At 63.1% G+C, this 26,476-nt stretch carries 23 protein-coding genes; 11 read left to right on the top strand and 12 right to left on the bottom strand.

What is annotated here, in order from left to right; all coding sequences use genetic code 11:
• The first annotated feature begins 145 nt into the window (after nucleotides 1-145).
• Both cheY and cheZ read left to right on the top strand, forming a co-directional pair.
• A complete protein-coding gene (cheY, locus tag ACCD03_RS20360; protein ID WP_004627759.1) occupies nucleotides 146-547 on the top strand; it encodes a chemotaxis response regulator CheY in 402 nt (133 codons plus the stop codon).
• Nucleotides 547-1,215: a protein phosphatase CheZ gene (gene cheZ / locus ACCD03_RS20355; RefSeq protein WP_092972198.1), complete on the top strand. Its 669-nt coding sequence runs from the start codon at nucleotides 547-549 to the stop codon at nucleotides 1,213-1,215. Before cheY ends, cheZ begins: the two co-directional genes overlap by 1 nt.
• A 92-nt stretch (nucleotides 1,216-1,307) precedes the next feature.
• Here cheZ and ACCD03_RS20350 read toward each other — a convergent pair whose 3' ends face one another.
• Entirely contained in the window at nucleotides 1,308-1,499 is a 192-nt protein-coding gene (locus ACCD03_RS20350; RefSeq protein WP_413412698.1) for a hypothetical protein, read from the bottom strand.
• 212 nt (nucleotides 1,500-1,711) lie between these two features.
• Here ACCD03_RS20350 and ACCD03_RS20345 point away from each other — a divergent pair, with 212 nt between their 5' ends.
• A complete protein-coding gene (locus ACCD03_RS20345) occupies nucleotides 1,712-2,131 on the top strand; it encodes a c-type cytochrome (protein WP_052672757.1) in 420 nt (139 codons plus the stop codon).
• Between the two features lie 50 nt (nucleotides 2,132-2,181).
• Here ACCD03_RS20345 and ACCD03_RS20340 read toward each other — a convergent pair whose 3' ends face one another.
• The 9 genes from ACCD03_RS20340 to ACCD03_RS20300 all read right to left on the bottom strand — a co-directional run bounded on the left by ACCD03_RS20340 (nucleotide 2,182) and on the right by ACCD03_RS20300 (nucleotide 12,242).
• The gene (locus ACCD03_RS20340) at nucleotides 2,182-2,532 is read right to left on the bottom strand and encodes a hypothetical protein (RefSeq protein ID WP_413412697.1); all 351 of its coding nucleotides are present in this window, start codon (nucleotides 2,530-2,532) and stop codon (nucleotides 2,182-2,184) included.
• A gap of 2 nt (nucleotides 2,533-2,534) precedes the next feature.
• Nucleotides 2,535-2,804, bottom strand: coding sequence for a hypothetical protein (locus tag ACCD03_RS20335; protein ID WP_316673220.1), 270 nt, complete (start codon nucleotides 2,802-2,804; stop codon nucleotides 2,535-2,537).
• A gap of 19 nt (nucleotides 2,805-2,823) precedes the next feature.
• Complete coding sequence (locus ACCD03_RS20330) at nucleotides 2,824-3,363, bottom strand: nitrous oxide reductase accessory protein NosL (protein ID WP_413412696.1); 540 nt, start codon at nucleotides 3,361-3,363, stop codon at nucleotides 2,824-2,826.
• Nucleotides 3,360-4,187, bottom strand: a complete 828-nt coding sequence (locus ACCD03_RS20325) for an ABC transporter permease (protein WP_045201932.1) — start codon at nucleotides 4,185-4,187, stop codon at nucleotides 3,360-3,362. The genes ACCD03_RS20330 and ACCD03_RS20325 overlap by 4 nt, the downstream gene beginning before the upstream one ends.
• An 8-nt stretch (nucleotides 4,188-4,195) precedes the next feature.
• Nucleotides 4,196-5,104 carry an ABC transporter ATP-binding protein gene (locus ACCD03_RS20320; RefSeq protein WP_413412695.1) on the bottom strand — a complete coding sequence of 303 codons (909 nt, stop codon included), beginning with the start codon at nucleotides 5,102-5,104 and terminating at the stop codon, nucleotides 4,196-4,198.
• Entirely contained in the window at nucleotides 5,097-6,359 is a 1,263-nt protein-coding gene (locus tag ACCD03_RS20315) for a nitrous oxide reductase family maturation protein NosD (RefSeq protein WP_413412694.1), read from the bottom strand. Before ACCD03_RS20315 ends, ACCD03_RS20320 begins: the two co-directional genes overlap by 8 nt.
• The gene (locus ACCD03_RS20310) at nucleotides 6,347-8,965 is read right to left on the bottom strand and encodes a 4Fe-4S binding protein (RefSeq protein WP_413412693.1); all 2,619 of its coding nucleotides are present in this window, start codon (nucleotides 8,963-8,965) and stop codon (nucleotides 6,347-6,349) included. The genes ACCD03_RS20315 and ACCD03_RS20310 overlap by 13 nt, the downstream gene beginning before the upstream one ends.
• A 16-nt stretch (nucleotides 8,966-8,981) precedes the next feature.
• Complete coding sequence (gene nosZ, locus ACCD03_RS20305) at nucleotides 8,982-10,937, bottom strand: TAT-dependent nitrous-oxide reductase (RefSeq protein WP_045201927.1); 1,956 nt, start codon at nucleotides 10,935-10,937, stop codon at nucleotides 8,982-8,984.
• A gap of 219 nt (nucleotides 10,938-11,156) precedes the next feature.
• Nucleotides 11,157-12,242 (bottom strand): FAD:protein FMN transferase, encoded by a 1,086-nt coding sequence (locus ACCD03_RS20300; protein ID WP_413412692.1) that lies wholly within the window; start codon nucleotides 12,240-12,242, stop codon nucleotides 11,157-11,159.
• Nucleotides 12,243-12,515: 273 nt separating this feature from the next.
• On the opposite strand from ACCD03_RS20300, the gene ACCD03_RS20295 reads away from it, so the two are divergent.
• The 7 genes from ACCD03_RS20295 (at nucleotide 12,516) to ACCD03_RS20265 (ending at nucleotide 22,747) form a co-directional block, all read left to right on the top strand.
• A complete protein-coding gene (locus ACCD03_RS20295; protein WP_413412691.1) occupies nucleotides 12,516-13,331 on the top strand; it encodes a nitrous oxide reductase accessory protein NosL in 816 nt (271 codons plus the stop codon).
• Between the two features lie 302 nt (nucleotides 13,332-13,633).
• Nucleotides 13,634-14,797, top strand: a complete 1,164-nt coding sequence (flhB, locus tag ACCD03_RS20290; RefSeq protein WP_024978431.1) for a flagellar biosynthesis protein FlhB — start codon at nucleotides 13,634-13,636, stop codon at nucleotides 14,795-14,797.
• Between the two features lie 587 nt (nucleotides 14,798-15,384).
• Complete coding sequence (gene flhA, locus ACCD03_RS20285; RefSeq protein ID WP_045201923.1) at nucleotides 15,385-17,502, top strand: flagellar biosynthesis protein FlhA; 2,118 nt, start codon at nucleotides 15,385-15,387, stop codon at nucleotides 17,500-17,502.
• On the top strand, nucleotides 17,499-19,385 hold the full coding sequence (gene flhF, locus ACCD03_RS20280) for a flagellar biosynthesis protein FlhF (protein ID WP_325652472.1): 1,887 nt from the start codon (nucleotides 17,499-17,501) through the stop codon (nucleotides 19,383-19,385). Before flhA ends, flhF begins: the two co-directional genes overlap by 4 nt.
• 13 nt (nucleotides 19,386-19,398) lie before the next feature.
• Nucleotides 19,399-20,178 (top strand): MinD/ParA family protein, encoded by a 780-nt coding sequence (locus ACCD03_RS20275; RefSeq protein WP_253535025.1) that lies wholly within the window; start codon nucleotides 19,399-19,401, stop codon nucleotides 20,176-20,178.
• 8 nt (nucleotides 20,179-20,186) lie between these two features.
• Nucleotides 20,187-20,948, top strand: coding sequence for an RNA polymerase sigma factor FliA (locus ACCD03_RS20270; RefSeq protein WP_045201919.1), 762 nt, complete (start codon nucleotides 20,187-20,189; stop codon nucleotides 20,946-20,948).
• A gap of 365 nt (nucleotides 20,949-21,313) precedes the next feature.
• Nucleotides 21,314-22,747 carry a nucleobase:cation symporter-2 family protein gene (locus ACCD03_RS20265; protein ID WP_413412690.1) on the top strand — a complete coding sequence of 478 codons (1,434 nt, stop codon included), beginning with the start codon at nucleotides 21,314-21,316 and terminating at the stop codon, nucleotides 22,745-22,747.
• Between the two features lie 43 nt (nucleotides 22,748-22,790).
• Here ACCD03_RS20265 and ACCD03_RS20260 read toward each other — a convergent pair whose 3' ends face one another.
• A complete protein-coding gene (locus ACCD03_RS20260; RefSeq protein ID WP_413412689.1) occupies nucleotides 22,791-23,873 on the bottom strand; it encodes an aldose epimerase family protein in 1,083 nt (360 codons plus the stop codon).
• A complete protein-coding gene (locus ACCD03_RS20255) occupies nucleotides 23,870-25,093 on the bottom strand; it encodes a XylR family transcriptional regulator (RefSeq protein WP_413412688.1) in 1,224 nt (407 codons plus the stop codon). Before ACCD03_RS20255 ends, ACCD03_RS20260 begins: the two co-directional genes overlap by 4 nt.
• Before the next feature lie 279 nt (nucleotides 25,094-25,372).
• Here ACCD03_RS20255 and xylF point away from each other — a divergent pair, with 279 nt between their 5' ends.
• Entirely contained in the window at nucleotides 25,373-26,404 is a 1,032-nt protein-coding gene (xylF, locus tag ACCD03_RS20250; protein ID WP_253535013.1) for a D-xylose ABC transporter substrate-binding protein, read from the top strand.
• Nucleotides 26,405-26,476: the final 72 nt, after the last annotated feature.

Raw genomic sequence — 26,476 nt, 5'->3', positions numbered from 1 at the left:
TTTTTTGGGTCTCCTTGGGGGGGGGGCCCCCCCCCCCCCCCCCCCCCCCACCATTCCAGCGCTCAAGAATCGGCCCCAGACGCCGATAAGATTGCCAAGGAAGCCCGAAACCCCCCAATTCAGTAAGTTTGCGGAGATTGTGTCCATGGACAAGAGCCAGTACCGATTCCTCGTCGTCGACGATTTCCCGACGATGCGCCGGATCGTGCGTAACCTGCTCAAGGAACTCGGTTTTGCCAACGTCGACGAGGCCGAAGACGGCGCCGCCGGCCTGGCCAAGGTCAAGGAAGGCCGGTTCGATTTCGTGATCTCGGACTGGAACATGCCCAACATGGATGGCCTGCAGATGCTGCAGAGCATCCGTGCGGACGCCAACACCGCCATCAGCAAGCTGCCGGTGCTGATGGTGACGGCCGAGGCCAAGAAGGAAAACATCATCGCCGCTGCCCAGGCAGGTGCTAACGGCTACGTGGTCAAGCCCTTCACGGCTGCCACGCTGGACGAAAAGCTGGGCAAGATTTTCGAGAAGCTCGAAAAGGGGGCGTGATGAGCGAGATGCACGATGGCGCCCAGGCACCTGCCGCAGAAGGCGCAGACCACGGTGACATGCCGGAAATGCTCCAGCGCATCGGCCACCTCACTCGCATGCTGCGCGAAAGCATGCGCGAGCTGGGCCTGGACAAGGGCGTGGAGAAGGCCGCATCGGCCATTCCCGACGCGCGCGACCGCCTGAACTACATCGCCAACATGACCGAGCAGGCGGCCACCCGCGTGCTCAACGCCATCGACGCGGCGCGGCCCGTGCAAGACGCGCTGGAGTCCGACGCCGAGGCGCTGGTCAACCGCTGGCAGTCGTGGATGGACCGCCAACTGGGCGACGAAGAGATTCGTGCGCTCGTCGGCCAGACCAACGGCTTCCTGCGCAGCGTTCCGGAAAAGACCCGCGACACGAACCAGCAGCTCATGGAGATCCTGATGGCTCAGGACTTCCAGGACTTGACCGGCCAGGTGATCAAGAAGGTGCTGGACGTCGTTCAGCTGATCGAAAGCCAGCTCGTGGGCATCCTGCTCGACAACGCGCCGGAACACCTGCGCGTGGAAGCCGCGCAAGTTGCGACGACGCTGCTCAACGGCCCGCAGATCAATCCGGACCATCCGGACGTGGTCGCCAACCAGGAACAGGTCGACGACCTGCTGGAAAGCCTCGGGTTCTGAACCCTGCATTGCCAGCCCCTCGCAAGATGCGGGGGGCGGCGTCTCTCCGTACGGTCAGCCTCAGGTTGACAACTGCGACGGAGCGAATCGCCTCATTGGTTCTTCAGTGCGGCGCGCGCCAGCATGGCGTCGATCTGCGCGTCCTTCTCTTCCCAAAGTTGTGCAAGCCAGCGATGAAATTCGCTGCGCAATGCCGCATCGGCGGTGTAGTCGCGCACGCCCGACGGCTCGCGATACGCCGATGACGACGTGCGCGGCGCCGTGACCGTCTGTGGCGATGGCATGCCCAGACCGGATCCAGTGCGCGTCAGGAAGGTGCCAGCTGCAGCAATATCCCACCGGTATTTCCATGACCGCCGTAGGGGAGTTGACACGTTACAACGCCCCGCAAAGCCTTGCGCTGACTGGCGTCAAGGCCTGAGTCGGCATTCATTCTTATCATGGTCATGGCCTATTTGGGCCACTGTTCTCACTCCTTTTGATTCGAGGTATCGACGTGCTCATTCGACCTATAACCATTGCTGCCCTGGTGGGGTTCACCTTGCTGACGGCATGCAGCAAGAATGAGGAGGCTGCTTCCGCTGCCTCCTCCACTGCGGCTCCCGCAACTGTGGCTGCAGCGCCCGCTGCGCCGCAGGCAACCCAGGCCAGCGCCGGCGATGTCGAGAAAGGGGAGAAGGTCTACAAGTCCACTTGCGCCATGTGTCACGGCACCGGTGCCGGCGGCGCGCCGATGTTCAAATCGAAGGACGATTGGGCCCCTCGCATCGCGCAGGGCAAGGACACTCTCTACGACCATGCGCTGCACGGCTTCTCGGGCAGCAAGGGTACGATGCCCGCAAAAGGCGGCAACGCATCGCTTGGCGATGAAGACGTGAAGGCCGGGGTGGATTACATGACGTCGAAGGCGACGTAAGGACTTGCAATCGGGCAGGCATGACGGCGCTCCTGGTGAGCGCCGTTTGTTTATGCCTGTAACAGCGGGTCGACCAGCACGGCATCAATCACGGCGCGTACGTTGGCCCAGGGTTCTTCGTTCGGGTTGGTCAAGGGGTCTTCGCGCAGCGCGTCCGAAGCATCGTGCAGATGGTTAGGGAAGGTGGCAAGCGTGCGATGCAACGGTGCGGTATCGATGCGTAATTGCGCATCGCCCCACCGCCACGCGATCGCATATTCCGACCGAGCGGGGTAACGTAGTTCGAGCAGAACCCCGTTGTCGAGCGAGACCATCAAGGCGTCCTGGCACAGCGTAGGAGGTTCCGACAACACCGCACCGTAGTGCGCCTCCAGTGCCTCTTTGATATCGAGGTGCTGCATGATCAGCCTCCCATGCGCGCCAGTAGCGCCTTCAGTTCAGCGGTGACGTCTTGCTTGGCGGTTGCAAGCGCGAGTGACCCGAGGTAGTGCTCATAGGCCGGGTGTTCCGGCAAGTCTGCCGCCGCGATACGCGCCAGCAGATCGCCCTCGTCGTTCACCCCATAGGGTTCGAGCAGCTTGCGCCGGCTTTCCCGCAACTCGTAGGACAAGCGACTGAGCTGCTCCATCTGAACGGCATCATCGGGCGGAAGATTGGCAAAGTAATTGATCATTTCGTGTTCTCTGGGGCGGTTACATCTGGTGATCTTTCAATACGCCACCATCGAGCTGTGCCATTTGGGGCGTAATTTCGTTGAACTTGTAAACCTTGCCACCTTGATGGGTGGCGAAGGCGTCGGCATCGGCCTGAGTGGCGAAGGACGCAAACGTGGCGCCCATCGATCCGCGCGCCTTCGATCCCACGACGTAGAACGCGGTGCGGGCGTCGATCCAGTGGCCCCGCGGGGTGTTCCAGTCTGTCTTGGCCATGTCTTGCACGTACATGGCGAGCATGTGCCGCTGTTGTTCGGGGCGCAGCACGATCGAGAAAAGCTCGATGGTGTCGCAGAAGACGTCGGGGGTGCCTTTGTCATACAGAATCTGCGCTTTCGGGCCGGGGAAGTCAGTCACCGTCATGCCATCGAGGCTGCAAGGCGTATCGCGTGTGAGTTCTATCGGACCGGGCGTGGACGCGGCGCCTTGGCAGCCGGCCAGGACGATTGCGGTGGCGAACAGAGCCGAGCGCGCGCGGCGGCGCAGGGCGGATAGGGAAGGTTGCAGTGCGCGTTTCATTTGCGAAATTTCCATGCGGCCACAGCGAGCGGAGCGACGATCCAGGCGGCCATCAGCGAGCCGAGCACGAGCGGGTCGGCCATGTGCTCGGGGAACACGGTCGCCAGACCGTAGAGTGTGCGGACTTCGTCAAAGCTGAAGATATTGAGGATGCGGAAGATGTCTGCCGGATTCAGCAGCATCAGGTAGGGCAGGGCGTCCGATCCCAGCTTTCCGCCCGTGGCGATCAGTGCCCCGAGAAGCAGCAGATCGAATACCAGCACGAAGAAGAACCACAGCGCGATGGCGACACCGCTTGCGCGCGTGCGGTCGGCGGCGATGACGGACACCAACAGGGCCAGGCTCAGGAAGGCCATGCCCAGCAGCACCGAACTGAGCATGAAGCCGGCGTAGTGATACATGGCCGCGAGCGGCAGCTTGACGGCCAACAGTATCCCGACCACCCCGAAGCCGACGACTGTGGAGCACGCAAGCGCGGCCGCCAAGCCGAGGTATTTGCCGAGCAGCAGCTCGACTCGGGTGATCGGCATGGAAAGCAGCAGGTCCAGCGAGCCGCGTTCGCGCTCGCCCACGATCGCATCAAAGCCGAGAATCAACGCAATCAGCGGTACGAGATAGATCACCAGGCTTACCAGGCTGGCGATCGTGACTTCCATGCCGCGCAGCCCGACTTCGCCTTGCTGTGCCGCGCCGAAGTAGGCGATCACCAGCGCAAAGGCTGTCAATACGGTGGTTACCGCCAGCACCCACCGGTTGCGGATGCGGTCGTGGAACTCCTTGGCGATGATGATCCCGATCTGCCGGGGTTCGAGTGTCAATTGCATGTCTGGCCTCATGCAGGTTGGCCAAGGAGCACGTCTTCGAGCGAAGGTTCGCGCAGTTGCAGGTCGGCAAGTGTTGCGCCGAGCGTGGATAGCGATTGCAGCAATGGCATCTTCGCCGGCCGCGGGCACAGCACAGTGGCGCGTGATCCGTTCATGTGCAGTTCGCATCCTGGCGCGGCCGCGAGCGCGCGCCGCAGTGCGGGCTCGGCATGCTCTGGGCCGCCCGTCAGCCGTAGGTCGAACCACAGCGGCAAGGCCATCGATTCGCGTAACGATTGCACTGTCCCCTGCGCGTGCAGGCGTCCATTTTTCATGATCGCCAGGCGACCCACCCGCTCCTGGATTTCCGAGAGGATGTGCGAGGTCAGCACAATGGTCACGCCTTGCGCCTGCAGTTCGCCCAGGGTGCGATAGAAGTCCCGAATCCCCTGCGGGTCCAGGCCGTTTGTGGGCTCGTCGAGAAACAGGAGTGTGGGCTGGCCGAGCAGGGCCTGGGCAAAACCGAGCCGCTGGCGCATGCCCTTGGAGTATCCGCGCACTCGGCGGTCTGCGGCATGGGACAACCCCACCCGTTCCAGCACGCGCGCGCAATCCGTTCGTGGCGCGCGCTTGAGCGCAGCGAAGAATTCCAGTGTTTCCTGGCCAGTCAGGTTGTCATAGAACACCACGTTTTCCGGCAGATAGCCAAGGTTGCGCCGCACCGACCGGAAGGCCCCACTGCTCATGGGCTGACCTCCAATGCGCACTTCACCTGCGGTGGGCGCCTCCAGGCCAAGGAGCATCTTGAACAGCGTGCTCTTGCCCGCGCCGTTGTGGCCGATCAGGCCGAATAGCTCGCCGGGATGCACCGTCAGGCTCACGTCCGCCACGGCTTCGATCTCGCCGTAGCGCTTCACCAGTTGCCTCGCTTCAATCATGCTTGTTCACCCACGCGCGCCAATCATTGCCCCGTGGACGCATGCGGGGGCTGGCATCGACCACACTGGGTGAGCGCAGCAGCGGGAATTGCTCCGAGATCAGCCTCAACGTCTGTACCGCGGGGCTATTGAGCAGCAGCTTGGCGCTCGGAAAGCGCCACAACAGCCGGTCCATCAGATCGCTCGCGCGATAGGGCACGTCGCCATGGCCGTCGCCGTTGCGGTCCCACCCGGCATAGTTGCTCCAATAGTTGCCGCTACGCCCGCCCCAGGGCTCGTCGTGTGTGGCAACGTAGCGCACCTGTTCCTGGTTATCGATGAAATCGTTACCGTCCACTTTGTTGTGAATGGACCCGGCCCATACGTGCATGCCGACCGTGTTGCCGATGACGAGGTTGTTGCTCAGCACGTTGTATTCGGCGTCGTAGACGAAGAAACCGCGCAGGTTTCCGGACACGACGTTGTCTTCAATGACTGAATCCTGGATGGTGCGCAGCATGATGCCGTGGTCCGTGTTGCCCCAGGCGCGGTTGCCACGCACGATCTGGCGGCGCGTCATCATGAGCGCCAGTCCGCCGCGGTTGTGGTAGGACTCGTTGCCCTCCCACACGTTGTCGTTGGAGTTCATGTAGTGCGTGCCATAGCGCACGTTGTGGATGCGATTGGCACGAAACAGCGCGTGGTGCGAGACATCGACATAGATGCCGTCACGCGAAAAGCTGATCTCATTGCCTTCGAGCTGCGCACCCGTCGTGTTGTAGAGCTGGATGCCGTTGCCGCGCTGGGCGGAAGGGTAATCGCGCTTGCCGGCAATCACGTTGCCCACGATGCGTACATCCTTCACGCCTTCAATCCACAGGCCGAACAGGTTGTAAGTGAGCTCGCAGTGTCTGACCGTGGCGCGATCGGCGCCGGGCTGGATGTAGATGCCGGCGTTTTGCGCACCGAGGTCGTCGCCGCTGTCGCTGACAATCAGGCCATCGATCGTGACGTCCGGCGACGTGACGCGGATCACATCTCCGGCAAGGCCGCCGCTGATGGTGGGGCGGTCGATGCCCACCAGGGTCAGGGGTTTGTCGATCCGGACCGGGCCTTGATACCGACCGCGCTCGATGATGAGGGTGTCCCCTGCATGCGCGAGTGTGACCGCCTGCGAAATCGAACTGCCGGCGTGCACGCGAATCTCCGCACCGCAGGCCGCAGTGCAGACCAGCAGTGCTGAGATCGCGCAGAGGAGCCGGTTCAGTACAGCCATTTCAGTTGGGGTAAGGATTGCAGCGCCGGAAGCACGCCCACGCCCTTCATGGCAAGGAAGAGTCCTGCGCCAATCAGCAGGTTCTTCATGCCGACATAGGCGGCCATGTCGGCCCAGGAGGCGGTACGCAGCTTGTAACCCCACCAGGCGCCTTCCTTCACATAGGGCTTGCACGCCATGCGCATGACCCATTCGTAGGCGGACCACGCCAACCACCAGCCGAGCACGATGCCGGCGCCAAGCCTGCCGCCCGCACCGAGCAGCCACGCCCAGGTGACCAGCACGGCCAGGCCAATGCCGGCGGCACGGAAGAACAACGGGTGGGCGAGAAATTGCCGGTTCCAGGGGAAGAGGTGATCAGTCAGTTCACGACGCAACCGGGCGAGGATGCCCACAGGTGGCGGCGGCAGCGAAGCGGGCGCCGGTGCAGCGGGTTTGTGCGGCGCGCTTGGCACTGGCCGGATCGGAATGTAGTAGCCGTCGGCGCCGATCGGTGTCAGTTTCAATCCGGCGCTCGTGCGGTGCTTGCGCTCCTTGACCAGCGGAGGGCACGCATGATCGTCGTAATACATGACCATGCAATCCAGGCACAGCAGGCATTCGCGCTGGTCGATCTTGCCATCGCGTCCGATCGCCTGCGATCCGCAGCCCGCCTCGCAGGCGCGGCATGGGCCGCATTCCTGCTTGCGTTTCAGACCCCACCACCGGAACGTGGACGGGATTGCGAGCGAGGCACCCAGCGGGCACAGGTATTTGCAGAATGGCCGCTCGATGAACAGGGCGGCGACAGCCAGCACGCTCCAGAACGTGACGAAGGGCCACGTCCGGTTCCACACGCCGACCAGGAACGTAGTCTTGAAAGGCTCGATCTCCGCCAGCTTCTCGGCGGTGCCCATCGAGTAGAACGACATCCCGAGCAGACCGGCAAACACGCCGTACTTGATCCACTTGAGCTTGTCGTGCAGCGCCTTGGGCAACTGGAACTGGAAGCGCGCAAGGCCAAGTTTGCCCCCCACCTTGTAGAGGATCTCACTCATCGAGCCGTAGGGACACAGCCAGCCGCAGAACATGCCGCGGCCCCAGAAGAACACGCTGATGATGATGAACCACCAGAACAGGAAGATGAAGGGATCGGACAGGAACAGATCCCACCGCCACTTGAAGAGAATGGCGTGGAACCATGTCAGCACCTGCGTGATGGACGGCTGCGCCATGAGATGGAACCCAGCGAAGCCGATGCTCGTGGTCCACAGTGCGTACTTGGGCCAGGAGACCCAGCGCTTGTCCTTGCGCCTGGACCGGCGGACCAGCGTGTCTCGCGACGCATACACCACGCCTGCGCTGATCAACAGGAGGACGAACAGCCCGATCTCGACGGCACGCGCCTTCCAGATCTGCAGCCAGGGCGCAGCGGGGCGATCGTACTGCGGCCGCCCCCCAACGAGCTCATTCGCCGGGAGCCAGTATTCCTGGTCGAAGCTCGTGAACGTCTTTGCGCCGGTCTCCGCGTCCAACTTGTTGGCCAGGAACACCAGCTTCCACGGATACGCCGACGAAAATCCGGGGCTGCGGATGATGAAGATGCCGGATTCGCGATATTCCGGCGCACCGGTTGCGCGAATGCCGTAGAGGTTCTGGTAATCGAGGTCCCGGAAGGTGAAGGTGTCGGTGTCCTGGGCGACCTGGATGCGGTCGAAGATGCCCCCGCGCACGAAGCCCGAGCCTTTGAAACTCTCGGTGCCGTTCGACGCGATGAAGATCGCGTGTTCGCCGGGTTTCAGGCTCGACATGAGCGATGCGTAATTCGCGTCGCCCAGGATGCTGCGTCCTACGACAGGCGCACTGACGTCACCGAACACCATGTCCACATAAGGCTGGCCGCTGGCTTGGAGTCCAACGTCTTCAGGGTGCACGGTCAGACGCTGCACGGCGCCCTGGTCGAGCAGTGCCTTCCAGCTCAGCGGCTGATTTACCGGCGTGAATTTCGCCTGGGCGCGCCGTTTGGGCGCGATGATTCCGGCCTGCTCGGCCACGGCCTTGCCGCTGCGCAGGATGACCTGATTCTCGGACATCACCGTCACGGTCGCACCGCTGATCGCGTCGAGTTCGACGGTGCCCTCGCTCACTGCGTGGGATTTGCCGATCTCGATGCTCCCGCCGACGAACTTGCCGATGTATTGCGAGGTGAAGTGCGTCAGTTGTGTTTCTGGAATGCCCAGCAGAAGGATCGGCTCGGAATGTCGCAGGACCTTGACGCCCGTGATCACGCCGTGCGCATCCATGCCCATCAGGGTAATGATGGGTTTGCCTGAATAGCCGGGCATGTCCACGATGTCGGTCGACAGGAACGTATAGCCCACCAGCTGGCGCTTGCCGGCAACGTCGCGATAGCCCTCTACGTAAGGAGGGTGCCCCTTGCGCGGGGAGAAGCTGCTGGCGCCAGGCAGCACGTCCGTGCAGGGCACCATTGCGCAGAGGTTCGGGTCGGTCGATAAACCGGCGGGCAGCGGCGCCTCATAAGCCATGCCGCTGATGCCCGCCAGTGCGGACGTGTCCATCGCACAAGTGGCAGCAATCACCGCCAATCGTGAGAACAGTTGTTTCATACGTCCGCCTTCTCCCTTATGCCTCAACAAGCATGCGCGAGCGCATTTCCAGGTGCAGCGCGTGGCAGAAGTTGGTGCAGTAGCACCAGTAGACCCCGGGCTTGTCGGCCTTGAAGGTGACCGACTTGGTTTCCTGCGGGTTCACGATGAAGTTGATGTTGTATTTCGGGATGGCAAAGCCGTGGGTCAAATCCTCCACCTTGTCCAGGTTGGTGAGGATGATGGTCACTTCGTCGCCCTTCTTCACGGTGAACTCGCGCAAGCCAAAGGCAGGTGCCTGCGAGGTCAGGTAGACCGTCACCTGCTTGCCCTTGCGCTCGACGCGGCACTCCTTCGGGTCTTTCACCGCGTTCGGGAATTCATCGATGTTGTAGACCTGACGCGTCTTGATGATGTCGCGGCGGATGACGATCGAGTCGTGCGGCTCGGAATAGACCGCATGGTCTGCCACGAGCTTCATCTTGTCGCCCGAGATGTCGATGAGCTGAGCCGTTTCCGGGTGGAGCGGGCCCACCGGCAGGAACCGGTCTTTCGAGAACTTGTTGTCCGAGATGAAGAACTTGCCATCCGGTTCCTTGGTTTCGCCCATCGAGGTGAAACCGTGGCCCGGCTGGTAATTGACGTCGATGCGGTCGACCACCGGCACGGCGGTCTTGTCGCCCTTGAACGCCTTGATCGCCGCTTCGAGGTTCCATTTGACGATCTGGCTGTCGAGGAACAGCGTGGTATAGGCGTTGCCGCGATTGTCAAAACCGGTGTGCAGCGGCCCGAGCCCGATCTCGGGTTCGGCGACGACGCAGTCGCGCGGTTCCTTGAGCTCGCCGTTGAACCACTTCAAGACCAGGTCGTGCTCGATGAGCGTCGCCGTCGGTGACAGCTTGCCGGAACAGGCGTAGTACTTGCCGTCCGGGCTGGCATTCACGCCGTGCGGGTTCTTGGGCACTGGCACATAGCATGTGAGCGCAGTCTTCGGGTCGGTGTTGGCGGCTTTGGTGCCGTCGACGACAGGGACTTTCGAAGTGCCGATGGTGAAGGACTTGCCGGCTTTGACGGCGGCTTCGATCCGGGCAATGTTGAAGAAGACGCACGCGTCGCGCTCGGCGGACATCATCTCTTCGTAATGCACGCCGCCTTCGGTGTTGTACTGGTTGGAAGCGGCGAGCTTGCCGTCATACGACGTTGCCACCAAGTCCATGTTGCCGTCGACCTTGACCTGCCAGCGGGGCTCGAGGGTCTCCGCGTCCACGCAGGTGAACAGGCAGAAATACTTCTTCGGGTCGTTCAGGTCGCGGCCGTCGTTGGGCTGCGGAATATGGAACTCGTTGCCGCAGAACACGCGGGTGGTGTGGTTGATCTTGTCATCCACCGGGTCCCGCTTGTCCGGGAAGACGCCGTGGAAGCCCTGCACGTTCGGCAATTCGACGATCTTGTCGCATTCCATCGTGTCCATGCGCACACGGGCGAGCCGGCTGTGGATCTTGTCGTTGACGAAGATGTACTTCCCATCGTAGGTGCCGTCGGTATAGGACGGATGCACGTGGTGGGTATCGCCGGTCCAGTACTTGAGCGTGCCGTCCGGATTGGTGCCCATGATCTTCTTCGATTCGTTGGTGATGCCCCAGCCCACCAGACAATCGATGTTGAAGACGGGGATGCGCTTGAAGCAGCGTCCCGAAGGCAGACCGTAGATGCGAACTTCACCCGAGTGGCCGCCGCTGGAGAACGAGTAGTACGTGTCCAACTGGCCGGGCGGAACTTCGTACTTGCTGTAGTCGACGCTGCCGGCTGCGCCCGGTTTGCCATCGGCCGGAGCCGCCGCCGCAGGTGCATCCTTGTCTGAGCCTTTGTTGCAGGCTGCCAGGCCGGCGGACAGGCCCACGCCGACCAGACCCGCTGCCGTCCGGTTCAGAAAGCTGCGTCGTGTCGGACTCACAGGAATCGGATTCTCAAAATCATTGTTGGATTGGCTCATCTCTTACGCTCCCTCAGAATTGGAAACCACATTAACAAACCGCAAGAATTTGCTATTGATAGCCATCAAAGTCATGGGAAACCCATCAATTCGATTTGAATTGCAATGAGCCCTATTCGATTGACCATTGGAAATTTGAATAACCTATTATTAATAAGGCTATTCGGATATGAATGAATGTGACGATGCCGTTGCGCTTTGTGCGGGTTGCGGTGTGGATCAGGTGGATGTGGCAGGGCGACCGCCCAGCGCAGCAAACGCGGTTGTCATCCGGTCTTGATGGCGGCCTTCGGCATCGCGCAGGACGAAATAGGCGGCCAGCCCGAGTTGCTCGGCAACCTCGACGCCGCGCTCGGGGCCCAACACAATCAGCGCCGTAGCGTATGCGTCGGCAATCGCACACTGCGACGCGGCCACGGTGACGGAAGTCAGGCCATTGGCGATTGGGCGGCCCGTACGTGGATCGATCTCGTGGGAGTAATGCTGCCCGTCATGCTCAAAGCAGATGCGGTAATCGCCCGACGTTGCCATTGCCATATCGCGCAATGGCACGACGAATCGGGCACGGCGCGGTAGCCTCCGCTGGGGCTCTTCAATACCGATTTGCCACGCGCGCCCGTCATGGCGCCGGCCCTTGGCGCGCACCTCTCCACCCACCTCGACCATGTAATCGGCGATGCCCAGCGCGTCGAGCGCGATGGCCGCCTGGTCGACACCAAAACCCTTTGCGATGGCCGATAGATCGGTATAAACGCGAGGGTCGGCTTTCGTGGCGGTACGCGTGCGCGGATCGATTTCCAGTGCGCCGGTGCCGACTGCGCTCTTGAGCATCGCCAGCTCGCGCGGCGTTACCACACGTTGTGCCTTTTCCGGCCCGAAGCCCCACAGGTTGACGAAGCTCCCGGCGGTGACATCGAACGCGCCATCCGTTGCGAGGCTCACAGATCGCGCAATCTGCAATACGCTGATCGTGTCGGCGGACAACGCGAAGGGGCGCTCGCCCGCATACCGGTTCAGTTGCGACAGTTCCGAGTCCGCCCGATACGTCGACATGCGTTGGTCGACTGCCTGTACGGCCGCATCCACAGCTGCGCGCGCCGCGTCGAGCAGCGCCGTGTCGTCAAGCGAGGCAAGCGCGAGCCGGACGTGATATGTCGTGCCCATCGTGTCGCCCTCGAAGGCATATCGATATCGGGCAGGCGGCGTGCTCGCGGCCGGACTGGCAGTCCAGCGCAGCGTGTGCGCCAGTCCGGCGAGCCCGATACTCGGCAGGGTTCCACGGTTGAGCAGAGTGCAACGGTTCAAGATTTCACCGCATGTGTCAGAAGCGGCCGATGGTAGCGCTACGCCTGCAACACAGATTGATTCGCATCAATTGACCGAAATGCCCGTGGCTAGAATTGATGGAAATCAAGTATTGGAGATGCATTTTTTACCCGCAACGCAATGTCGGGTATTTTTTTGGATAATTTTTTGCTATGCAGAAATGGGAAATTCCAATACCGGAAGAGGGGCCTATTTAAAACAGAGAAGAGTCATTCATGTCCTCGATCAATTTAGAAGGTGGGCAGCGCCGGTATGCTCGTCATCCTGGCGTTGGCTGGCGATGCGACTGTCGACGGGATTCGGCAATGCCTCTCCCGCAGCGCCGTCGATCCGTTTTTGTGGGTGTGGAAGCAGCGCCTGCTTGCCTTCGGAGGAGCTTTCAGTTGTGATTCGCCGCAGTCCTCTTCTGTCCAGTGCCGTTATTGCCTGTGGCACCAGCGCGAGCGGATGGAGCGGGTCATGACAACGCGCCGTCCGCTGTTGGCACTGGCTGTATTGCTTGGGACGCTCGGGTCTCTCTGGTGGTTTGTGGGACGTGCAGCCCTGCGGGCCGAACCGAAGTTGCCTGACGAGATCTGCTTTGTCGCGTCGGCTGTGCCGTACGATCCGCGGTCCGGATTGCAGCCACATGCCCCTCGCCCGGTTCCGGTCAATGCGCGTTGCCCCGTCTGTGGGGCGTTTCCATCTCGCGTTCCCGAGTGGGCGGCGCAGCTCATTTTTGCCAACGGCGATGCGTACTTCTTTGATTCACCGCTGACCCTGTTCATCTACCTGCGAAACCTGCAGCGCTACGCACCTGGGCGACAGGCCGCGGAAGTTGCCGCCAGCTACGTGCATGCCACGGGAGACGGTGGATGGCTTCCGGCACTGCAGGCCGTTTATGTGTCGGGGTCGACCGCTCTGGGACCGATGCGGCGCGGCAATCTTCCCGCATTTCGGAATCTGGCGGATGCGCAACGGTTCATCGCGCGAAATGGCGGCGTGGCGGTGCATCCGGCGGATATCACGGCGGACCGGTTGCAGGATGTCGAGCCGCACCGCATGGCTCGCGCGGCAGACCCCATATAGGGGGGCGGTGCATTTTGCGCGGCTATGGGGGGGGCACGACCGCAAACCGGGCGGCTCGCTCATGCGAGCGGATCGGGTTCGGGAGGGGCCATCGCCACCGCGCGGCTCGCAGGCAACTGTCGGGCGACGTGCACATGCGTCAGGGGGCATCGGGGGAGCCGTCCCGCGCAATGTCGGCCCGCCGCCACCGCTCGGGACGGCTTTTTGCCGATAAGCGTGCTTTCAAGGCGTCTTCTTTGCGCTTCGATGGCCAGACCGGGGCGGGATAATGCGAGCGTCCATTCACCCCTCGCACGCCCGGCATGTCCGAAGAAAGCGATCTCGAAAAAACTGAAGCCGCCTCTCCGAGGCGCCTCGAGCAGGCGCGCGAGGAAGGCGACGTTCCCAGATCACGGGAACTGGCTTCGTTCGCCCTCACGGCGGTATCGGCGGGCGGTTTGTGGGTGATGGGCGATTCGATTGTGCGGGCTGCGTCATCTTTCCTGGCGCGCTGCCTGGAGTTCCACCGCTACAACTACACCAGCGGGCAGGACCAGTGGAATTACGTGACCGGCCAATTCATGCCACTGGCCATGGCGCTGGGCGGGCTGATGCTGATGCTGGTGATCGCCGCGCTGTCGCCGCTGGCGCTCACACGCGGGGCCATCTCGTTCAAGCCGCTGGCACCCGATATTTCGCGCCTGTTCAAGCTGCAGGGGCTGACGCGCATGTTCTCACTGGAGGGGCTGATCGAGCTGCCCCGCCTGTTGATCAAACTGTTCCTGATTGCCGGTGTGGGCTGGTTGCTGGTCCGGTATTACCGGGGTGACCTGATCGAACTCCCCCAGCAGGACCTGGGCGTGGCCATGCGCGACACCCTGCACGTGGCCGGCGTGGCCTTCCTCTGCATGGCGGCGGTGATGATGCTGGTGGCGGCCGTGGATGTGCCGCTGTCCTTGTGGCAATACGCGCGCAAGCACCGCATGACCAAGGAAGAGGTGCGCAAGGAGCACCGCGAGTCTGAAGGAGATCCGCACGTCAAGGGCCGCATCCGCAACCTGCAGCGCCAGGCCGCACAGCGCCGCATGATGGCCGACGTGCCCAAGGCCGACGTGATCGTCACCAACCCGACGCACTATGCCGTGGCGCTGCGCTATTCCGAGAAGGAAGGCGGCGCGCCGCGCGTGCTGGCCAAGGGCGCTGACATGGTGGCCGCCAAGATTCGCGAGCTGGGGACGGAGCACAAGATTCCCATCCTGGAAGCGCCCCCGCTGGCCCGTGCGCTGTACCGCCATACCGAGATCGGTCACCAGATTCCCGAAGCGCTCTACGCTGCCGTGGCCGAAGTGCTCGCCTATGTCTACCAGCTGCGCCGCCTGCATCAGGTGGGCGGCCGTGTGCCGGTGCGCCCGACCGACTTGCCGGTGCCTGCCGATATGGACCCGGGGCCACAGCCCGGCCCGGACGACGAGCCCGAAGACGCTTAAACCGCCATCGGCCGAGCAAAAAGCTCCACGCGTCGAGCTCAGAGGTCGGACCGCCGAGCAAAAAGCCTCACACGTCGAGCTCAGAGCTCGGATCGCCGAGCAAAAAGCTCCACGCGCCGAGCTCCAAGCTCCGCCCGCCGAGCAAAAAGCCTCGCGCGTCGAGCTCCAAGCTCCATTCGCCGAGCAAAAAGCCTCACGCGTCGAGCTCAGAGCTCGGATCGCCGAGCAAAAAGCCTCACGCGCCGAGCTCCGAGCTCGGACCGCCGAGCAAAAAGCCTCACGCGTCGAGCTCCAAGCTCCATTCGCCGAGCAAAAAGCCTCACGCATGGAGCTCCGAACTCCACTGATCGAGCAAAAAGCGTCGGGCTCGACACTTTTTGCCCGGCGAGTAGCGGTTTGATGCCCGTGCATGGGGCGCTTGGCTTGCAACGGCGGCCAAACGGCGCCAATGGCCGCTTCCACACCCCCCGGTGGGAGGGTATTTCAAAGAAAAGCCGCCTTTTGGGCGGCTTTCTCACGTCTTCGATTTGGCGGTTCCCCCGGCAAGATGGCATCCATCGAAAAGCCCCCCGCTGCACGCCCCGCCAATGAACGCCGCACTGCTCCGAGTCACCGACATCCTGCGCAAGGGCGACTACCGCTCCGCCGCGGGCCCGGTGCTCATCATCCTGATCCTGGCGATGATGGTGCTGCCATTGCCGCCATTCATCCTCGATCTGCTGTTCACGTTCAACATCGCGCTGTCGATCATCGTGCTGCTGATCAGCATGCACACGCTCAAGCCGCTGGATTTCTCGTCGTTCCCGAGCATCCTGCTGATCACCACGCTGATGCGGCTGTCGCTCAACGTGGCCTCCACGCGTGTGGTGCTGATGGAAGGCCACACCGGCCCCGACGCCGCCGGCAAGGTGATCGAGGCGTTCGGCCACTTCCTGGTGGGCGGCAATTACACCGTCGGCATCGTGCTGTTCGTCATCCTGGTGATCATCAACTTCATGGTGATCAGCAAGGGCGCGGGCCGCATTGCCGAGGTCAGCGCGCGCTTCACCCTGGATGCGATGCCCGGCAAGCAGATGGCGATTGACGCCGACCTGAACGCCGGCCTGATCCGCGAAGACGAAGCCCGGCGGCGCCGCACGGAGATCGCCCAGGAAGCTGAATTCTTCGGCTCCATGGACGGTGCCAGCAAGTTCGTGCGTGGGGATTCGGTGGCGGGTATCGCCATTCTGCTGATCAACATCGTCGGCGGCCTGGCCGTGGGCGTGCTCCAGCACGGCATGGACGTCGGCCACGCGGCCACCAACTACACGCTGCTGACCATCGGCGACGGCCTGGTCGCGCAGATTCCCGCGCTGGTGATCTCCACCGCGGCGGGCATCATGGTCAGCCGCGTCTCCACCGACAAGGACGTCGGTCAGCAACTGTCGAGCGAGCTGTTTGCCATGCCGCCGGTGCTGATGACCACCGCCGGCGTGCTGGGCCTGCTGGGCCTGGTACCGGGCATGCCGCACTTCCCGTTCATCCTGTTTGGCGGCGGCCTGGGCTATCTGGGTTGGTATCTCAAGAAGAAACGCGAAGTGCCCGAGGTCGAACCCGTGCTGCAGGCCATTGCCCCGGTGGATACGCCCGAGGCGAGCTGGGACGATGTGTCGTGGGTCGACGTGCTGGGCCTGGAAATCGGCTACCGCCTGATCCCGCTGGTGGACAAGAGCCAGGACGGCGAGCTGCTGCGCCGGATCAAGGGCATCCGCAAGAAGTTCACGCAGGACATGGGTTTCCTGGCGCCGGTGGTGCATATCCGCGACAACCTGGAGCTGGGCCCGTCGTCGTACCGCATCACGCTCAAGGGCGTGGAAATCGGCCACGGCGAAGTGCAGCAGGGCAAGTTCCTCGCCATCAACCCGGGTGGCCAGGATGGCCTGGGCGGTCATGGCGGCCTGGGTGGTCGCCTGGGCACGCAACTGCCCGGCACGCCCACCGTGGACCCGACCTTTGGCTTGCCGGCCATGTGGATCAACGCTGATGTGCGCGATCGTGCGCAGGCTGAGGGCTACACCGTGGTTGATTGCAGCACGGTCATCGCCACCCACGTCAATCAGTTGATTTACACCCATAGCACCGAGCTTCTCGGCCGTTTGGAAGTCCAGCAATTGCTCGATCATTTGGGCAAGGAAGCACCGAAGCTGGTCGAAGACGTTGTGCCGAAGCTGTTGCCCGTCGCGACCGTGCAGAAGGTGCTGCAGAACCTGCTGGACGAAGGCCTGCATATCCGCGACATCCGCACCATCGTCGAGACGCTGGCGGAACACGGAGGCAGGACGCAAGACCCCGCCGAACTCACCGCCGCCGTGCGTGTGGCGCTGGGCCGGGCGATTGCCCAGCAGCTCTTCCCGAACAAGACCGAAATGCAGGTCGTCACGCTTGACCCGAATCTGGAGAACATCTTGCTGCAAAGCGTCGTTGGCTCTAACGCCGGCCCGATCGAACCGCAACTGGCCGACTCGCTCATGCAAGCGGCTGCGGACTCGTCGCGGCAACACGAACAGATGGGTCAGACGGGCGTCTTGCTCGTACCGCCCGCACTGCGCCCGATGCTTGCCCGCCTGTTCAAGCGTGCCGCACCGAGCCTGCGCGTGCTCTCGCACGCAGAAATTCCAGATCACCGAACGATTAAGGTTGTCGCCATGCTTGGAGGCCGCGCATGAAAATGCATCGATTTACCGGACTGACGTCGCGTGACGTTTTGCGCAAGGTCCGCGACCAACTGGGCGATGGCGCTCTGATCCTGTCGAACCGCGCCATTCCGGGCGGCATCGAGATCATCGCGGCATCCGACTCGCACGTGGATGCGCTGGTCGACGCGCAGTCGTCGGCGCCCAAGACCGCACAGCGCCGTCCGATGGCCCCGGCGCCGATTCCTGAGCCCGCACCGATTGCCGCTGCAACCGCAGCCGTCGTTGCCGCCCAGGCACCTGCCGAAGAGGCCCCGCAGGCCGAGGCTCCGGCGCCCAACGCGCTGGCCCGTCTGCGTAACCGCTTCATTGCTTCGCGCCGCGCCCCCGCACAGGAAGACGCACCGGCAGCGCCGGTTGCTCCGGTGGCCAAGCCTGCCGGACGCACGCTGCAAACGCGCGTGGATGACGACGTGGCGTTTGGCGAAGAAGATGCACTGGCAGCCTCCACCCGCATGCTGGCCGGCTTGTCGCTGGACCGCGCCAATGCCGAGGTTGCCCAATCTGCGGCGCAGGCCCTGGCCAGCACCGCTCAGTTCATCGCCCGCCGCACCGCGGTGGAAGACGACGAGCCGGAGATGGAATCGACCGCCCGCTTTGCCGCACGTCGCGAACAAGCGCGTGAGCAGGATGACCGCCCAGTTTCGCTGCGCAACTTTGCCGAGCGCGTGGAAGCCCAGGCCCGTAACCTTCGCGCCGAACAACAGAAGGCCGAGGCGCCCGTGAAGGCCCGCATCGAGGCGCAAGCCGACGCAGGCAAGGCGTCCGACATTTTCGTCCGCGTGGAGGACACGATGGTCAAGCCCGAAGCCCCGCGTGACGACGTGAGCCTGCAGCGTTCGGCCATCCAGGCCGACGTGAAGGAAAGCATTCGTGCCGAGACCGACGTGATGACCCGCCGCATGGTCGGCGAGATCGAAACGCTCAAGAGCACGCTGAACGACGCCATGTCGAGCCTGGCCTCGCTGGGCGTCAAGCTGGGCGACCCGGTGCGTACGCGCCTGTTCCAGACCATGCTCAACGCAGGCTTCTCGGCACAGCTCACGCGCTACGTGCTCGAGAACATGCCGCAGCACGACTCGTATGAAGGCGCGCTGGATTTCGTGCAGCGCGCGATTGAAAAGAACCTGACCACCGTGTCGGATGAAAACAGCCTGCTCGACCAGGGCGGCGTGTTTGCCCTGATGGGCCCGACCGGCGTGGGCAAGACCACCACGACCGCCAAGCTGGCCGCGCGCTTCGTGCTGCGCCATGGCGCATCGCGTGTGGCACTGCTCTCCACCGACAGCTACCGGATCGGTGGCCATGAACAACTGCGCATCTACGGCAAGATCCTGGGCGTCTCGGTGCATGCCGTGAAAGACGCGCAAGACCTGAGCCTGGCCCTGAACGATCTGCGCGAGAAGCACGTTGTGCTGATCGACACCATCGGCATGAGCCAGCGCGACCGCGCCGTGTCCGAGCAGATGGCGATGCTGCATGCCGTGGGCCCGTCGATCAAGCGCCTGCTGCTGCTCAACGCTGCAAGCAACGGCAAGACGCTCGATGAAGTTGTGGGTGCCTACCGCGACGCCAACCTGGCTGGCTGCATCCTGACCAAGATCGACGAGGCTGCCTCGGTGGGCCACGCGATGGACGTGATGATCCGCCGCCGCCTGCCGCTGCATTACGTGTCGTACGGCCAGCGTGTGCCGGAGGACATTGCGGTGCCGAACAAGAAGCTGCTGATCCATCGCTCGTTCCGGGCTGGTGCGGAGCAGTCGTCGTTCACGCTGGATTCGGATGAATCGTTGCTCGTGGCGCAAGGCGCTGCGCGTAACCGCGAACCTGGCCTGGCCGCTTTCGATTTCGCCTGACAAGGGGGCGACCATGACGACGCCATTCGCCAAGGATCAAGCCGCAGGGCTGCGGCGCATGCTCGGTCATGCCGCTGCCCGCCGTGTGCTGGTGATCGGTGGGCAAGAGCAGGTCGACGACTTTGTCGACAACCTGCGCATCGCGCTGTCCGCCATGGGCCGCGACACGGCCGTGGTGAACGCCCAGACCATGCTCGCCATGCCCGGCGTGCTCGAGCAGTACGACGAGACGGCGGATGTGACGCTCGTGGCCGCGCATTTCGGCACCCGGGCGCTGAGCACCGTGGCTGAAGTCTGCGACGACGTGCTGCTGACCTTCACCGATGGTCCGGAAGGCATCAAGAGCGCGTACACGCTGCTCAAGAAAACCGCCGTGCTGCAAGGCAGCGCTGGCATCCGCACCGTGGTGTGCGGCGCGCATTCGGTGGATTCCGCAGTGCGCGTGTTCAGCAACCTGGCCAACACCGTGGGCCAGTACCTGAACACCCGTATCGATTTCGCCGGCTACCTCCCAGAGGACCGGCACGTAGAACTTGCGCTCTCGCTCGGCAAGCCCGTGGCGAGCGCGTTTCCCGCATCGCCTTCGGCCATGGCCTTCCGCCAGCTTGCCGAAGAAATGTTGAGCTGGGCCAGCGCCGAGGCCCAAGCCGGTGATGGCAGTGCGCCGTCGCGGGTGGTCATGTCGGCGCGGGCACCGGCACAGCCGGCGGATGAATCGGCGCAAGACACGTCAATGTCGACTTCGACTGCGACGCCCCGCGCCACCGCACGCGCGGCCGAATTGGTTTATTGAGGCGCAGCATGAACGAAGCGTCAAAGGCAGGCATGAATATGTACACCGCAACCGGTCGCAAGACCAAGTCCGACGAGATGGCCATGTACGCACCGCTGGTGCGTCGCATTGCCAACCAGATGATGGTCAAGTTGCCGGCCAGCGTTGAGCTGGACGACCTGATCCAGGCTGGCATGATGGGCTTGCTCGATGCGCTGTCGCGCTACGAGGAAACGCAGGGCGTGCAATTCGAGTTCTACGCGGCCCAGCGTATCCGCGGCGCGATCCTGGACGAACTGCGCGGCTCGGACTGGCTGCCGCGCGGCCTGCGCCGTAACGCGCGCACGATCGAGCAGGCGATCCAGAAGCTGCAGCAGCAGAAGGGTCGCGCGCCCACCGAAACCGAGATTGCCGCAGCGCTGGGCATGTCGCTGGCCGAATACCAGAAGCAACTGGTCGACCTGCAAGGCAGCCAGCTGCTGTATTACGAAGATTTCGACCGCGAAGACGCTGACGCCTTCATCGAGAACCGCGCACCCGAGAACGACGCTACGCCGCTGGACCAACTGCTGGACCACGACCTGCGCGAATCGGTTGTCGCCGCCATCGAGGCGCTGCCCGAGCGCGAAAAGCTCATGATGAGCCTCTACTACGAGCAGGATCTGAACCTGCGTGAGATCGGCGCCGTGATGGGCGTGTCGGAATCGCGCGTGTGCCAGATCCACAGCCAGGCCATCGCCCGCATCCGCTCGCGCCTGCGTGATCGCGCATGGCTGCCGACGCCGACCTGATCTGAGGTCTGCTGAGCGCCACTGACAAAACCTTCTGTTTCACTGGGCTTGTTGGCGGCTCTCGGTTCCAGCTTTACCTGCCAGGTATTTTTACTGCGCGGCCAGCGACTCATGTCGCGGCCGCGCTTTTTCTTTGGGGCCACGGCTTGGATGCGTGAAGAGGTGGATGCCGGCGCACATACCTTTCGGAACGCAAAATATGTACACAAAAAACAGTGGCAATTGTTGACAGGAAAACGGCACACCTCCAAGATTCCGGCAAATACGCGGCATCACGCCGCATGAATGCCGGCGGATGGACTCCGCCACATCCGCCTAAAGCACGCTCCCGGCATTGACACGGGGGCGGCCCCAGGAGACAGACAATGCGCCCATCCCCCGGCCAACCCTCGCCTTCTTCGTCAACAATCGCTCACGCCGCTGTCGATCCCGTCAACGAGCGTCTGCCGCTGCCCCGCCTGTTTGCACTTGGCCTGCAGCACCTGTTGGTGATGTACGCCGGTGCGATTGCCGTGCCGCTGATTGTCGGCAATGCGCTTGGTCTGTCGAAGAGCGATCTGTCGTATCTGGTCAATTGCGACCTGTTTGCGGCTGGCATCGGCACGCTTATCCAATCGCTCGGTTTCCTGATCTTCGGGATCCGTCTGCCGGTGATGATGGGCGTCACGTTTGCCGCGGTTGCACCCATGATCGCCATTGGCGTGGAGCCCAGCATGGGGCTGCCCGGCATCTTCGGGGCGTCCATCGTTTCAGGTGTGTTCGGCATTGCCATTGCGCCGCTGATGGGGCGGCTGCTTGGCCTGTTCCCGCGCGTGGTAACGGGCACGGTCATCATGCTGATCGGCTTTTCGCTGTTGAGCGTAGGCATCAACTGGGCCGCAGGCGGTCAGCAGATGATTCCGCAGGTGGTCGACGGCGTGCGCCACATGGTGCCGAACCCGGCGTTTGGCGATCCGTTCGGCCTGGCCATTGCGGCGCTGGTGCTGGTGACGATTCTGCTGCTGACCAAGTTCGGTAACGCACTGCTGTGCAATATCGCGGTGCTGCTTGGCATCGTGACGGGCACGCTGGTGGCAGCGGCGTTTGGCAAGGTGTCGCTGGCGGATGCGAGCATGGCGCCGCTGATGACGCTGGTGACGCCGTTCCACTTCGGCATGCCGAAGTTCGAGCTGTCGGCCATCATCTCGATGTGCATCGTGATCGTGATCACGCTGGTGGAATCAACCGGCATGTTTCTCGCGCTGTCGCACGTGGTGGGCAAGCCGATCTCGCGCAACGAGTTGACCAACGGCCTGCGTGCCGACGGCTTGGCGACGGTTGTGGCGGGCGTGTTCAACACGTTTCCGCATACGTCGTTCTCGCAGAACATCGGGCTGGTGTCGATCACGGGCGTGCGTTCGCGCTATGTGGCGGCCGCCGGCGGGTTGCTGCTGATCGTGCTGGGGCTGTTTCCGAAGCTGTCGTACGTGGTGGCGTCTGTGCCGCAATACGTGCTGGGCGGCGCGGGCATCGTGATGTTCGGCATGGTGGCTGCAGCCGGCATCCGCATGCTGGGCATGGTCGATTTCCAGCAGCAGCGCCACAACCTGCTGATCATCGCGGTGTCGGTCGGCTTTGGCATGATGCCGACGCTGGCGCCGGCGTTCTTCCACCACTTTCCGGACTGGATGCACCCCATCACCCACAGCGGCATCGTGATGGGCACGCTGGTGGCCGTGGTGCTCAACGCATGGTTCAACGGCATTCGCGGCTCGCACGAAGTCATGCACGGCGCGGCTGCAGCTGCAGCTGCGCATTGAACATCCAAGCCGCGCGCCTGAAAAGCGGCTCAGGTCTGGCGGCTCAGGTCTCTTCAGCAACCGACACGCGGTATGCGGTGTGCTGGCGGTAGACCTGGCCGGGGCGGAACATGACCGCTTGCGCATCGGGCATGTTGACCTGGTTCGGGAACGCGCTCGCTTCCAGGCATAAGCCGCTGCGCAGCGCGTGCGTGCCCCCAAGCTTGTGGCCCGAGTAGAACTGCAGCCCGCGCTGATCGGTGAGCACCGTCAATTCGCGCCCGCTGCCCGGGTCATACAGCCGGGCGACTGGGCGCACATGTGGGCGACCCTCCGGCGCCGTATTGCGCAGTACGAAGCAGTGATCGAACCCGCCGGCCTGCGCGAGTTGCGCGTTAGGCCAGTCCAGCCGTACCCCGATGGGCGCCCCCTGGCGAAAATCGAATGCCGTGCCCGCGACGCTGGCTGTTCGCGTCGGGATCAGCTTGGCGTCGACTTCCAGAAAGGCGTCGCCATCGATCGACAGGATGTGGCCCTTGATGTCGGTGCCGGGCTTGCCGCTCAGGTTGAAATACCCGTGGCTTGTCAGGTTGATCGGCGTGGGCGCATCGGTCCGCGCTTCATAGTCGATCGACAACGTGCCATCGTCGTCAAGCGCATAGCGAACCTGAACGGCGACATTGCCGGGGAATCCCGCATCGCCTTCTGGGGACGTGAGCCGCAGGACCAATGCGCCGTCCTCATCCTCAGCCTCCCATAGCGCCCGATGAAACCCGCTCGCCCCGCCGTGGAGCAGATTGCCGCCCTCATTGCGGTCGAGCGCGTAGTCGATGCCGTCGAGCGTGAAGCGCGCGCCGGCAATCCGGTTGGCCCAGCGTCCGATCAAGCCGCCCAGATAGCCCGGCGATTCCAGGTAGGCGGCAGGCGTCGCGTGGTTCAGAAGAATCTCGCCCAGGCGCCCGCCGCGGTCAGGTGCTTGCCAGGAGACGAGCGTTGCCCCCAGGTCGCTGATCGAAACGCGCATGCCCGAGGCATTGCGCAGCGTGAACAGTCGAACCGGTTCACCGTCCGGCAAGTGCCCCCATGTTGCTGACGAGACGGTGCCGTCGAGCGGCGCGTGTGCGGACAGCGCTGGCGCGATGCTCATGATTGGCCCTCTGTGATGGTGCGTTCCTGGTATTCGCGCGGCGTGCAATCCAGCTCACGACGGAATACGGCGTGCATGTATTGCGGTGAGGTAAAGCCGCAGCGCACCGCCACCTCGGCGGTTGCGACATCACGGCTGGCCAGCATGTGCTTGGCGGCGTCGAGCTTATGGCGAAGGATTTCCTGGTGCACGGTGCAATTCAATTCACGACGAAAGTGTTCTTCGAGCGATGACCGCGAGATACCGACGTAGTCCGCGACCTGCTCGGTCTTGATTCCCTGGCAGGCGTACTGCCGGATGAAGTGGCGCGCGCGCATGACATACGGGCTGGAAAGCGGCTGGTGGCGGGACGACGCCAGCACATTGATGCCAACCGGCGGCACGAGAATCTGCCGGCCTGCCAAGCGGGCACCGCCCAGCATCTGATGCAGCAGATGTGCGGCGGTGCGCCCCATCTCTACCGTGCCCTGAATGACCGATGACAACGGGATGCGGCTCAAGGTGCGTGTGAGCGGATCGTTGTCGATGCCAATGATGGCGACTTCCTCTGGCACGGCCAACCCTGCCGTCATGCATGCCTGCAGCAGGTGCCGGGCCCGAGCATCGGTCACGGCAATGATGCCGATGGGCTTGGGTAAGCCCCGCAGCCATTCAATCAACTGACCGATCGCCTGATGCCAGGTCGGCGCGCTGGTCGAGAGGCCCCGGTAAATCTCTTGCTCAATCGGGGCGGTGGGATTGTCCTGCCGGCGCAAGCGGGTAAAGGCGAGCTCGCGCTGCTGTGCCCAGCGGTTCTCTGGCGCCTGGGGCAGGCTGTACAGCGCAAAGTGCTGCAGGCCGGCTTCGATCAGATGCCGGTATGCCAGCGAGACCAGCTTGCCGTTGTCCGTTGCGACATAGGGCTCCTTTGCCGGGTATTGCGCTGCATCTTCATACGATGAGCCGACGGCCACCACAGGCAGCGGGCAACCGCACAGCGCTTCAGCGACTGCGGGGTCGTCGAAATCCGCAATGATGCCGTCGCCATCAAAGCGCTCGATGCCGGGCAGCCGGCAGCGGAAATCCTCTTCCAGAAACAAGTCCCACGTCACGCGCGTGGAGCGCATGTAGTCGCCAATGCCCGCGATGATCTCGCGGTCATACACCTTGTTGGCATTGAACAGCAGCGCAATGCGATGAATGCGCGCGTGCTGCGATGGATCGGAAGGTTGACGGTGCATGGTGGCTCGGGCCGCTCGCGGTGGCAGGGGTTGCCAAACGGCTGCAGCGCTGGGGCGTGCTGCGCGCTTGCACATTCTATTGGCTACGTGGGGCGCTGTCAGACGATCGCGGCGGGGTGGCAAGAAATGTTAGGGCGGTTGGGCAATTTCGTAATTGCCCGTGCTGAGCGGCCGCATCACCATGCGATGGCCGTCGAGCCGGGCGAGATCACTATTGCGGCGCACCACGCGCACCGTCGGCCTAGGGGTATCCACCAACAATAGAAGATGGAGTGAGACATGAAATCGAACCAACGCCGTAGTGTTCTGAGGGCCGCCTTTTGCGGTGCAGTGCTCGCCAGCCTGTCGATTGCGGCGCCTCTGGCGCATGCCAGCAAGGCGCATCCGGAGATTGGCTTTTGTATTGATGACCTGCGCGTGGAGCGCTGGTCGCGCGACCGCGACTACTTTGTCGCTGCCGCAGAAAAGCTGGGCGCGAAAGTGTCGGTGCAATCGGCGGATGCCAGCGAGCAACGTCAGATCTCCCAGATCGAGAACCTGATCTCGCGCGGTGTCGACGTGATCGTCATCGTGCCGTTCAACTCCAAGGCGCTGACCAACGTGGTGGCGGAAGCCAAGAAGGCCGGCATCAAGGTGGTGTCGTATGACCGCCTGATTCTCGATGCCGACGTCGATGCCTATATCTCCTTCGACAACGAGAAGGTGGGCGAGCTGCAAGCGCAGGGCGTCTACAACGTCCGCCCCAAGGGCAACTACTTCCTGCTTGGTGGCGCCCCCACCGACAACAACGCGAAGATGCTGCGGCAAGGCCAGATGAAGGTGCTGCAGCCGGCCATCGACCGCGGCGACATCAAGGTCGTGGGCTCGCAATGGGTGCCCGAGTGGAGCGCGTCTGCTGCGCTGGGTATTGTCGAAAACGCGCTGACAGCGAACAACAACAAGATCGATGCGGTGGTGGCATCCAACGACGGCACGGCAGGTGGCGCGATCCAGGCACTGGCTGCACAGAAGCTCGCCGGCAAAGTGCCGGTGTCGGGGCAGGATGCAGACCTTGCCGCCGTCAAGCGCGTGATTGCCGGCACGCAGACGATGACGGTCTACAAGCCGCTCAAGCTGATTGCCACTGAGGCGGCGCAGCTTTCGGTGGCACTCGCCAAGGGTGACAAGCCCAAGTACAACGCGCAGTACGACAACGGCAAGAAGAAGGTCGACACGGTGTTGCTGCAACCCACCCAACTCACGAAGGACAACGTCAACCTGGTGGTGAAAGACGGCTTCTACACGCAGGCTCAGATCGGCGGCGGCCAATAAGGTCGCGCAGCCAGGGCCACTTCGTGCCGGCGACGAGCCAACGCTTTGTCGCCGGCCGCGTTCGTACCTCAA

This window comes from Ralstonia sp. Ralssp135 (genome assembly GCF_047304345.1).
GTDB classification, from domain to species: Bacteria; Pseudomonadota; Gammaproteobacteria; order Burkholderiales; family Burkholderiaceae; genus Ralstonia; species Ralstonia chuxiongensis.
This window is presented reverse-complemented; position numbering and strand designations above follow the sequence as displayed.